Source organism: Jutongia huaianensis (genome assembly GCF_014384985.1).
Classification (GTDB): Bacteria; Bacillota; Clostridia; order Lachnospirales; family Lachnospiraceae; genus Jutongia; species Jutongia huaianensis.
Map to the genome: position 1 here is coordinate 1 of NZ_JACRSX010000048.1, position 1,787 is coordinate 1,787.

At 31.6% G+C, this 1,787-nt stretch carries 2 protein-coding genes; both read left to right on the plus strand.

What is annotated here, in order from left to right; all coding sequences use genetic code 11:
* Positions 1–90: 90 nt before the first annotated feature.
* A complete protein-coding gene (locus tag H8704_RS13995) occupies positions 91–1,248 on the plus strand; it encodes a phenylacetate--CoA ligase family protein (protein ID WP_249298671.1) in 1,158 nt (385 codons plus the stop codon).
* A 26-nt stretch (positions 1,249–1,274) separates the two neighbouring features.
* Positions 1,275–1,787, plus strand: a 513-nt coding sequence (locus H8704_RS14000) for a hypothetical protein (protein WP_249298672.1), incomplete at its 3' end; no start/stop codon positions are given.

The following is a 1,787-nucleotide window of genomic DNA, read 5'->3' on the forward strand; positions in this document are numbered from 1 at the left end:
ATCGTACTTTTGAAGGTAAAAGAATAACAGGTATATAATGGTTGTAAGCAAGGAGGGATAACAATAGAAAATAATAATATATTAAATGAAATGATTTATCATGCGTATGAAACGGTTCCTTTTTATCAAGGGTTAATAAATAATATAGTTTTTGATATAAAAAAATTACCAATTATTGAAAAAAAGCAAATGATAGAATCAGGGAGATCGTTGCTGTCGTCAAAATATATGGGAAAATATCTTTCTAATCAATTAAAATGGACAAGAACCAGTGGAAGTTCAGGGCTTCTTTATGAAATTTACTGGGACAAGGTCGATGATAAAAAGTCTATGCTTGAGTTGTGGCTTTTGCGATGGAAATATTATAAAGTATCACCAAAACAAAAAATGTGTTACTTTTTTCCGGCAGATATCGGTAATGATGACTATGTCGAATCAGATACCAAGTTAGCAATATCGAGAAAATGCCTGTATGATGGTAATTTGTCAGAAATATATAAAAAAATCAAGCAGTATAAGCCGGAGTGGATGATATTGCAGCCAGGAATTTCACTTGTATTATGCGAGTTGGCCAAGAAATATGGGATCTGGAAAGAAATAAGATACATTGAATTTACGGGAGAATTTTTAAGAGAAGAAGTAAGAAAATGTGTAGAAGACACGTTTTGTTGTATAACAGCGAATCAGTATGGCACAAAGGAGGTTAATTCTATTGCGTACGAATGTCCAGAAGGGAATATGCATGTAATGACACGCAATGTATATCTGGAAAATAAAGGACAGAATTTATATGTAACGTCACTTAGTAATTACGCTATGCCGTTTATAAGGTATAAGCTTGATGATCGGGGATGTATTCGGCGGGGGGTTAAATGCAAATGCGGAAGATGTGGAGATGTCATCGATCTTTACGAGGGAAGAGAAAATGATGTTATAAAACTTCCGAAAGGGGAAAAAGTACATTCTTATACACTTATGCAGAGTATTCATAGACTCAACTATAAATATGAGGGCTGTATTTTGCAATATAGGATTGTTCAAGAAGCGTATGATAAATTTACATATTATATCGTTTTAAATAAAGAAGATTGCACCGAAGATTTGAAAAGAGAAATTGTAGAAGAGATATGTTATGACTTACATAACCGCATAGGAAACGAGTGTATTTGTAATATTATTTATGAAAACAATATATACCCGGAAAGTAAAACTGGAAAATGTAAAGTTTTTTTATCTAATGTAAAATGAAATATTAAGATTAGGGAGGAAAAGAAATGAAAAAAAGAGTTTTTATTATGGGTCTCACAGGACTGTTGTGCATCAATCAATTAATACCTGCAACGAATATATGTGTTGCAGAAGCGAAGGGAAAGTCAGAAATAACAATTGGTGGTTATAGTTATGATGAAATTTATCTAGATAATTCTGATGCAGGAGCATGGAATACGTTATCATCAGATGAACAAAAATATGAAAAGGTCCAGATAAAGGATTCTATAATTCAAAGGTTAAGGACAAGATCATTATTGGAGGCTATTATAAAGAATCCTATGATATCAAACATTAGAGAAAGTGAAAATTTAAAAGAAGGGGCAACACAGTTTATGGAAAAACTAAATGCCGGGAAGAAATTATTACAAGAAAGCAATGTTGGAAATGTATTGATAGATGAATATTTGTCTCTTGAAATACCAGAAAAAACAATAAATGATTATTCATCAATACATAGTGACGATAATTTATATGAGAATATAATGAAATTGTTATCAGATGAGGAGTTTGTTGAA

Coding starts and splice junctions, on each gene's coding strand:
- H8704_RS13995 (WP_249298671.1), top strand. CDS start 91: ATGATTTATCATGCGTATGAAACGGTTCCTTTTTATCAAGGGTTAATA.